Origin of the sequence: Bacillus pseudomycoides DSM 12442, assembly GCF_000161455.1 — a bacterium.
Classification (GTDB): Bacteria; Bacillota; Bacilli; order Bacillales; family Bacillaceae_G; genus Bacillus_A; species Bacillus_A pseudomycoides.
In genome coordinates, this window is record NZ_CM000745.1 from 2,220,013 (window position 1) to 2,228,676 (window position 8,664).

General features: G+C 33.8%; 9 protein-coding genes. 8 read left to right on the forward strand and 1 reads right to left on the reverse strand.

Features of this window, described 5'->3' with window-relative positions:
• Positions 1-359 precede the first annotated feature (359 nt).
• The 7 genes from BPMYX0001_RS11020 (at position 360) to BPMYX0001_RS30640 (ending at position 6,705) form a co-directional block, all read left to right on the forward strand.
• Entirely contained in the window at positions 360-776 is a 417-nt protein-coding gene (locus BPMYX0001_RS11020) for a DUF3995 domain-containing protein (RefSeq protein WP_033798887.1), read from the forward strand.
• A gap of 73 nt (positions 777-849) precedes the next feature.
• Positions 850-1,863 carry a DUF1835 domain-containing protein gene (locus BPMYX0001_RS11025; RefSeq protein WP_006094935.1) on the forward strand — a complete coding sequence of 338 codons (1,014 nt, stop codon included), beginning with the start codon at positions 850-852 and terminating at the stop codon, positions 1,861-1,863.
• A 231-nt stretch (positions 1,864-2,094) separates the two neighbouring features.
• Positions 2,095-2,511, forward strand: a complete 417-nt coding sequence (locus BPMYX0001_RS11030; RefSeq protein WP_003204498.1) for a hypothetical protein — start codon at positions 2,095-2,097, stop codon at positions 2,509-2,511.
• A gap of 200 nt (positions 2,512-2,711) precedes the next feature.
• Positions 2,712-3,947, forward strand: a complete 1,236-nt coding sequence (locus BPMYX0001_RS11035) for a cytochrome P450 family protein (protein ID WP_006094936.1) — start codon at positions 2,712-2,714, stop codon at positions 3,945-3,947.
• 276 nt (positions 3,948-4,223) lie between these two features.
• Positions 4,224-5,495, forward strand: coding sequence for an MFS transporter (locus BPMYX0001_RS11040; protein WP_006094937.1), 1,272 nt, complete (start codon positions 4,224-4,226; stop codon positions 5,493-5,495).
• Positions 5,485-6,123, forward strand: a complete 639-nt coding sequence (locus tag BPMYX0001_RS11045) for a Vat family streptogramin A O-acetyltransferase (RefSeq protein WP_033798888.1) — start codon at positions 5,485-5,487, stop codon at positions 6,121-6,123. Before BPMYX0001_RS11040 ends, BPMYX0001_RS11045 begins: the two co-directional genes overlap by 11 nt.
• A 426-nt stretch (positions 6,124-6,549) precedes the next feature.
• A complete protein-coding gene (locus BPMYX0001_RS30640) occupies positions 6,550-6,705 on the forward strand; it encodes a DUF1540 domain-containing protein (protein WP_003204488.1) in 156 nt (51 codons plus the stop codon).
• 97 nt (positions 6,706-6,802) lie between these two features.
• Here BPMYX0001_RS30640 and BPMYX0001_RS11050 read toward each other — a convergent pair whose 3' ends face one another.
• Positions 6,803-7,300 (reverse strand): PadR family transcriptional regulator, encoded by a 498-nt coding sequence (locus BPMYX0001_RS11050; RefSeq protein WP_006094938.1) that lies wholly within the window; start codon positions 7,298-7,300, stop codon positions 6,803-6,805.
• Between the two features lie 138 nt (positions 7,301-7,438).
• On the opposite strand from BPMYX0001_RS11050, the gene BPMYX0001_RS11055 reads away from it, so the two are divergent.
• Positions 7,439-8,650, forward strand: a complete 1,212-nt coding sequence (locus tag BPMYX0001_RS11055; RefSeq protein WP_006094939.1) for a cytochrome P450 — start codon at positions 7,439-7,441, stop codon at positions 8,648-8,650.
• Positions 8,651-8,664: the final 14 nt, after the last annotated feature.

Genomic DNA, 8,664 nt, shown 5'->3' on the forward strand with positions numbered 1-8,664 from the left:
TGAGCAAAGAGAAAAACAAATAGAAATCAGTAATGAAATAAAGAAAAAGATTTAAGATATAAAAACAGAACATATAATTTCATCTAATGATCTAAAATAGCATCTTCATTTAGGAAATTCAACCCAGTGAAAGGAATTAAAGAAATATGCAACTTATCCAATGTACACGCCTGCTAATTACAAGTAAAACTTAATGACTTTATATTCAATTGTTTTTATACGGTATCAGAATATCAAGATTGAAGATTAAATAACATTACAAATGGCGGTATTGTGAACAATTTAGAAATAGATTGCTAATTGTTGTTTAGTTGAATATTCTTAATCTTAAAAGAAACACATTGATGGAGGTGTTAATATTGCTCATTATCATCACTATATCAGCATGTCTCTTAGTATGTATTAGTTTATTACATGTTTACTGGGCATTTGGCGGGAAATGGGGAATAAAGGCAGCGATTCCAACTGAGTCAGGAGAAAAAGCTTTTACTCCTGGAACTGGTATGACATTATTAGTTGCGCTATTACTATGTATAGCAGCGTTACTTTTATTATTACAGGCAAATGTTATTTCCTCTTTTATTCCACATGTCATCGTTCAAATCGGTTCTTGGATTTGTATGTTTGTATTTGGATTAAGAGTGGTTGGAGAATTCAATTACTTTGACATATTTAAAAGAAAAAAAGATACATATTTTGCGAAAATGGATACAATGTTGTTTATTCCATTGTGTGCTTTTTTATCTTTTTCATTTCTCCTAGCAATTATTAGATGAAAAGAATAGCATGCGTCTCATTATATGTTACACTATAAATTACATTATTTTAGAAACGAATAGAGGGAAGTACATGATAGATAATTTAAGTAAAGTAATCGATAATATGCCAGAAGATGAAGCAAAATCATTACTCCGCTTCATCTTAATTCAACTTGATTTAATGGAAACAGAGCCAAGCGAAGATAGAATGGACATTTTAACAGAAATCCCAAAACAACTCATTGAATCACAAAAACCTAAGCTACATATTAAAGAGAGTAAACATGTACATATTGCATTTGGTGACTCGCCAGCTGGGTGTATTAAACATATGCTGAAACAAGCTAATTTAACAGAAGACTATGTTATTCTTTTCTCCGATGCGTTCTCTATCGGCCCAATTCATCAATTGAAGTTAGAAGCTGGACAAGTAGCTCGCCAGCAATGGCTATCTAGAAGTTTAAACTCTTATGATCTTTATTTTGAAGAAGAATATTTATCAACATTCAGACAATCAATGAAAGAATTACAGTCTATTCCTCAAGATATACCAATTACAATTTGGAAAGCTGATAATGCACATGAACATGTGGGCCTTTGTTTTGTCCTTGCACATTTACAAGATCGAGATAATATTCGTGTAATTAACACATCTGAAGCATATAGAGAACTGTTCCTAGAAGGCTATGATATACGCGGGACAGGAGGGTTATCTTCAGAGAAACTAGCAGTTATTTATGAAAAGTACGAAAAAGATTCATCACTGGCTAATGAAGCACGAAAAACTTTTGAACAAGAATGGGAATTACTCTCTCAAACTACGGATTTATTACGACTTTGGAATGAAAACCAAGTTCAATCCGTACAAGAAGATTATTTCGATTCTTTCATTATTGAATGTGCAGAAAGATTAGAAACAACAAGATCTTTCTGTAAGGCACCAAGGTTAGTAGGAGAAGTTCTTGGGCATATTGAGCAAGTAATTGGAGATGTTTTTCTTGAATATCGCTTGCGTACATTAATCCAGCAAGGTGTATTTGAAATGGAAGGTACATTAAAAGCAATGCGCTATTATAGCGTTAAGTTGAAGAAGAGGAACCGTTAGGAAAGTACGGTTTTACAGTGTCCATTTTAAAAAGCCCAATTTCTCAGCATTAAAGCTGAAAAATTGGGCTTTTTTGTTCGGAAAAGGAAATGAGAACACCTCTATTGTTTTACAGTTATTTCAAAATAGAATCTCTCAACTTCTATTTTGGGCTATATAAATAAGCTTCCCATAGGAGCAATACAACATATGATTGGATAAAGTAATTAATCATAAGAGGTGAGTTTTTTAATGTATAATCAACCAACGTATTTTCCATATGTAGATTATAATCAAACAGCATATTATAACCCACAAACTTCTGGTTATGAAACATCTGATGAACTAAGAGATGTGGAGCTTGAAGAATATAGACCTGATGATGCGGAAGATGCTCCGACGTCACCACCGCCATCACAAGTACCATCTTTACCATCAACATTCGCCACTCCTGCACAAAGTAGTAATATGAAATCATGGATGTGTAATTGTTTAGGCAGATGGGGATATTTACGATTGCATCGACCAGGACCATTCGGAAGAGATTTATGGTTTTTCCCAACTGAAGTGAGAAGAAATGGAGTATCGGGATATACTTGGCAAGCCGGACGTCGCCGGAAAGTAAGTTACCGATACCAGCAAATTAGTAATTTCATGTGCTTTGCTTAGTGATAAAACAAAATGTAGGAAAGAAACACTAATAGGCGATAAGAAGAAAATATCTTCTTATCGTTTGTTTTTTGAAATGAATTATTTTTCAATATATAAAGTAAGATCGCAACGAAAAATTTACAATTTTCCCACTATTCATGAGTTATAATTCATATGTTGAAGTGCTTTTTACAAATAGATGAGAGTGAGGGAATGCAATGTTTTTTAAAAATAAAGTTGGCCTCAAAATAGAAGATGGTATTCAGTTAGCCTCTGCAGGTTTTAAAGAAGATGCTTATGAAATTTATAAAGAATCACGCGCATCACAACCAATTTTGTTCGTATATAAGAGTGAACTGTGGACAGAATGGCTTATTACAAGATATGAAGATGCATTACCACTTTTAAAAGATTCTCGCTTGAAGAAAAATCCAGAAAATGTATTTTCTCGAGAAAGATTAAAACCATTTCTTTCTCTTGAAAATAGTGATCACTTAACGAAACATATGTTAAATTCAGATCCACCTGATCATAGTCGTTTACGAGCACTAGTTCAAAAGGCTTTTACTCCTAAAATGATTTCACAATTAGATGAACGTATTCAGAATATCGCGGATACTTTATTAGACCGTGTAGAATATAAGCATTCCCTAAATCTTGTTAATGACTACGCCTTTCCATTACCAATCAATGTAATTAGTGAAATGCTTGGCGTTCCAAAAGATGATCAAGAAAGATTTAGAATATGGTCTCATGCGGTAATTACTTCCCCTGAAACACCAGAGGAAATAAAGGAAAATGAAGAAAAACTATCCGAGTTTATTACATATCTTCAATATTTAGTGGATGTAAAAAGGAAAGAGCCGAAAGAAGACTTAGTTAGTGGATTAATTCAGGTGGAAAGCGAAGGAAGTAAATTAAGTGCACCAGAACTTTATTCAATGATTATGTTGCTTATTGTCGCAGGACATGAAACGACTGTGAATCTTATAACCAATACAGTATTAGCATTGTTAGAAAATCCAGATCAACTGCAGTTATTAAAAGAAAAGCCCCAACTTATTGATTCAGCGATTGAAGAAGGATTACGTTATTATTCTCCCGTTGAAATTACGACGGCACGTTGGGCAACTGAACCTTTTATGATTCATGATCAAGAGATTCAAAAAGGGGATATGGTAATCATTTCACTAGCGTCGGCAAATCGTGATGAGAATGTCTTTGTGAATCCGGACGTTTTTGATATTACGAGGGAAAATAACCGCCACATTGCATTTGGACATGGAAGTCATTTTTGTTTAGGAGCCCCGCTTGCTCGTTTAGAAGCAAAAATTGCAATTGCCACATTGTTAAAACGTATACCTAAAATTCAAATAAAAGGGGAACGCGAAAAAATTAAATGGCAAGGCAATTATTTAATGCGTTCTTTAGAGGAATTGCCGTTAACTTTCTAGAATAGGTATTTGAGACGTGCATACATTGTATTTCGTTCACATAGAGTATGTATGTGTCATTTAAAATCGAAACGGAAGGGTGAAGACATCCCAATGATCAACTAATTCTATTTTTTAAGAAATCTTCGTTATAAAACGAAATATTCTTCTGAATAGGATTAGTATGTACATTTTTATATGTAAAAGGGATGTATTTTCGCACTGCGAATAAACTGACTTTTATAATATGATGATGGTGCTGCCTCCTATTCAGAATGTAGAATAGGGGGCTTTATTATGTCTATGAATATAAAAGCTAAACAAAAAAGTAATATATCTGTAGTACTAAAAAATCGATTTGTGCAAGCAATTATTGCTTCAGCATTATTTCTCCAGATAGGAATTTGGATCCGAAACTTTGCGGTACTGCTGTATGTAATGGAAATGACCAATGGTGATGCGTTTGCCATTTCAATGATTTCAGTTGCTGAATTTGCGCCGATTTTTATCTTTTCATTTATAGGAGGAACGTTTGCAGATAGGTGGAAGCCAAAAAGGACGATGATTTGGTGTGAAGCCTTAAGTTCGTTATCAGTATTTGCAGTATTGTTTACACTTATGTTTGGTACTTGGAAGGTAGTATTTTTCGTTACACTTATCTCTGCAATTCTTTCGCAATTTTCACAGCCTTCAGGTATGAAATTATTTAAACAACATCTATCTACAGAAGAAGTACAGTTGGCTATGTCATTATATCAAACCATTTTTGCGATTTTCATGGTATTAGGTCCTATACTTGGCACGTTTATATTTCAAGCCTTCGGAATTTACACTTCTATTATTGTGACAGGTATTGCTTTTTTATTTGCGGCTTTAGTCTTGCTATTTCTTCCAAGAGATATTGAAGAACAAGAAGAAAAGAAAAAAGTTAGCTTATTGCAAGAGATGGTGGATGGAATTAAATATGTAAAGGCAAAGAAGACACTAACATTACTCGGAATTTGTTTTATGGCAGCAGGATTAGGGATTGGTCTGATTCAGCCACTAGGTATTTTTATCGTAACTGAACAATTAGGTTTATCAAAAGAAAGTTTACAATGGCTACTCACTGTAAATGGAGCCGGAATGATTATTGGAGGAGCGTTAGCGATGGTATTTGCCAAAAATGTTGCTCCGCAAAAGATGTTAATTTTAGGCATGTTTGCACAGGCCGTTGGCATTGGTATCATCGGATTTTCTACAAATTTATGGATTACACTCATTGCTCAGTTTTTCAGCGGTCTAGCACTTCCTTGTATCCAAATTGGAATAAATACGCTTATTATTCAAAACTCGGATACAGACTTTATCGGACGAGTAAATGGGATTTTAAGTCCTTTATTTACGGGTTCGATGGTATTAACGATGAGTATTGCCGGTTCATTAAAAGAAGTATTTTCACTTAGCACAATGTATGAAGGAACAGCATTACTATTTATTATTGGTTCATTATTTATTTTGCCAATATATAATTTGAAACCAGTAGTAGGAACTTCAAATGAAGGTGGTGCTGTCCAGCATGAATCCTAATTCAAATGTGCAATATCCGATTGAAGGAAATAAGAGTGTTCATTTCATTAAAAATACAATAACAAAACCAAATATTATTGTTGGAGATTATTCTTATTATGATTCAAAAAATGAAGAAACATTCGAAGATCAAGTGCTATACCATTATGAATTTTTTGGAGACCGATTGGTTATGGGAAAATTCTGCTGCGTAGCACCTGGAGTTACATGTATTATGAATGGCGCAAACCATAAAATGGATGGATTTTCAGCGTATCCATTTAATATTTTCGGTCATGGCTGGGAGAAATTCACACCTACACTTTCTGATTTACCGTTTAAAGGAGATACGGTTATCGGAAATGATGTATGGATTGGTATGGATGCGACGATTATGCCCGGAGTGAAGATAGGGGACGGAGCAATTATTGCTGCTAAAGCGGTTATAACAAAAGACGTTCCACCATATACAATTGTTGGTGGTAATCCTGCTACTGAGATAAAAAAGAGATTTTCAAATGATGTAATAAATGAATTGTTAGAAATAAAGTGGTGGGACTTGGACATTAAGATTATTTCTAAAAATATTGATGTAATTGTAAGTGGGAATATGGAAGCGTTGAAAAAATTAGCAGACGCTTCAGTGTGAAAAATATGAAAAAAGGAGGGCTCCATTACGAAAGATGAGTCCTCCTTTTTTCATTCGCTTTATCAATTTTATAAACAAAACCACCGTCACATCATAAGTCGTAACAAAATGTTTCTGGCTTAGCTAGAAGAGTTCGGGAGCGTTCAACCCATTTAAAAATATCTGAATTCGTTGAATTTGTTGCACTTTGTAAGATGTTTTGAAGAGATTCTATATTATATGTATTTCCGCGAGTTCGAATAGCATCTCCAACTAATAGATATAAAATAAGTTAATTATATAATAGAGAAAAAGTTTGAGGAAAATGTTTTTCTTGTCCAATTTTTCATGATAATTAGCAAGCGTAGTATCAATACAAAGAAAAAAATAGAAGTATCGTACCTCTCAAATTTGTTAATGATAAAAGGATAAGGAGGTGTGATACTTATGGCACAAGATGTTTTATGTGAAGTAAACAACTGCAAATATTGGGGTAACGGAAACAAATGTAATGCAGATGCAATTTATGTAGTAAGTCATAAAGGTAACCAAGCATCTACAACAGAAGAAACGGATTGCAAAACATTTATTCCTGAAGCTTAAACGATAAAGGGTAACCGCACCAGGTTGCCCTTTTATTAATTATATTATTGATAATAAATTTCATTTTCATTCACTATATTTGCTTTTTTGTCATTTTTTATATTTTTTTCATGAGAGAGGTAATCCAAGCTAGCTCATGTTCAATACGTGATTTACCATACTGTATGACCTCAGAAATAAATAGTGATGTCTCAGCTAAAGATCGAATGGAGGCTAATTGTTTGTATAGCACATTTTGACGAGTCGTTAAAACTTCTTTTCGAGCTTCGTAATCTAGTTTCTCAAACAGTGCAACACGCACAAGAAATTCAGTATCATTAGCAGCTAGTTTCTCTGGAAACTCTCGCATCATTTCATAAAAGATTTCTTCACCTGTAGGAGTTAATGCGTAAATGTTACGATTTGGTTTACCTATTTGTTGATGAATCTTTTTTGTAATTGCTCCCATATCTTCAAAGCGCCGAAGGGCAGGATAGAGCATGTTATGATTCAATTCAAAATTTTCTCCAAGACGATTTTGAATGTTTTTCTTTATTTCATAACCATACTTGGGTCCAGAAGTTAATTCTGCGAGTAGTAAAATATCAACATACATATGTATCCTCCTAATTTTTTCTCAAGTTTATATCCGTAAATATCCCCTGTATATATGTTAAAATAACATATGCTAGTCTATACATCTTTGAACTGCCTACCTATTACTTTATTTTAAAAGAAAAGGGAGGAAAGAACTATGAATTCGCCTGAAAATGTAATTTTGGTTCATGAAATTTCAAAGCTCAAAACAAAAGAAGAGCTGTGGAACCCTTATGAGTGGTATAAGTATATGAGGGGAAATCATCCGGTCTATTATGATGCGGAGCAGGATGTATGGAATGTTTTTTTATATAATGATGTGAACCGTGTTTTATCTGATTATCGCCTATTTTCAAGCAGAAGAGATCGTCGTCAATTTTCCGTTCCGCCTTTAGACACAAGAGTAAATTTAAACTCTTCTGATCCTCCAGAGCATCGAAATGTTCGCTCAATTGTTTCAAAGGCATTTACCCCAAGAAGTCTTCAGCAGTGGAAGCCACAGATACAAGCAATTGCAAATGAACTTGTGAAAGATATGAATAATTATGATGAAATTGATATTGTAGAGCAGTTTGCTGCAATTCTACCTGTAACCGTTATTTCTGATTTATTAGGTGTTCCAACAACAGATAGAAAAAAAATTAAGATGTGGTCAGATATTTTGTTTATGCCATATAGTAAAGAGAAGTTTAGCGATTTAGATAAGCAGAAAGAAGTTGCTTTACATGAATTTAAATCTTATCTTCTCCCGATTGTTCAAGAGAAACGATACCATTTGAAAGAAGATATTATTTCAGACCTGATCAGAGCAGAGTATGAGGGAGAAAGATTGACTGATGAGGAAATTGTGACTTTTTCATTAGGACTTTTAGCCGCAGGGAATGAAACCACTACAAACCTTATTATTAATAGCTTTTATTGCTTTTTAGTAGATGCACCTAAGGTATACAAAGAATTAAGCGAAAGTCCAGTGCTGATTCCTAAAGCGATAGAAGAGGTACTACGTTATCGTTTCCCTGTTACATTAGCCCGTACTATAACGGAAGATACAACAATATTTGGACCAAAAATGAAAAAAGGACAAATGATTGTTACGTGGATAAGCGCTGCCAATTTAGATGAAAATAAATTTTCACAAGCAGATTACTTTGATTTACATCGACCTGGAAATGAAAAACATTTAACATTTGGCAAAGGGCCTCACTTTTGTTTAGGCGCACCACTTGCTCGTTTAGAAGCTGAAGTTGCATTAACTACGTTTATTAGGAATTTTAAAAAGCTAGAACTTTCACCATCCTTTCATTTAGAGAACTGTATATTAGAGAATGAACAAACGTTAAAGCGGTTTCCTATCCTTTTAAAGAAATGAAGCATATTAAAAAA

Bases quoted from the DNA above. Each gene is read 5' to 3' on its own strand.
- BPMYX0001_RS11025 (WP_006094935.1), top strand. From the start codon at position 850: ATGATAGATAATTTAAGTAAAGTAATCGATAATATGCCAGAAGATGAA.
- BPMYX0001_RS11030 (WP_003204498.1), top strand. From the start codon at position 2,095: ATGTATAATCAACCAACGTATTTTCCATATGTAGATTATAATCAAACA.
- BPMYX0001_RS11035 (WP_006094936.1), top strand. From the start codon at position 2,712: ATGTTTTTTAAAAATAAAGTTGGCCTCAAAATAGAAGATGGTATTCAG.
- BPMYX0001_RS11040 (WP_006094937.1), top strand. From the start codon at position 4,224: ATGTCTATGAATATAAAAGCTAAACAAAAAAGTAATATATCTGTAGTA.
- BPMYX0001_RS11045 (WP_033798888.1), top strand. From the start codon at position 5,485: ATGAATCCTAATTCAAATGTGCAATATCCGATTGAAGGAAATAAGAGT.
- BPMYX0001_RS30640 (WP_003204488.1), top strand. From the start codon at position 6,550: ATGGCACAAGATGTTTTATGTGAAGTAAACAACTGCAAATATTGGGGT.
- BPMYX0001_RS11050 (WP_006094938.1), bottom strand. From the start codon at position 7,300: ATGTATGTTGATATTTTACTACTCGCAGAATTAACTTCTGGACCCAAG.
- BPMYX0001_RS11055 (WP_006094939.1), top strand. From the start codon at position 7,439: ATGAATTCGCCTGAAAATGTAATTTTGGTTCATGAAATTTCAAAGCTC.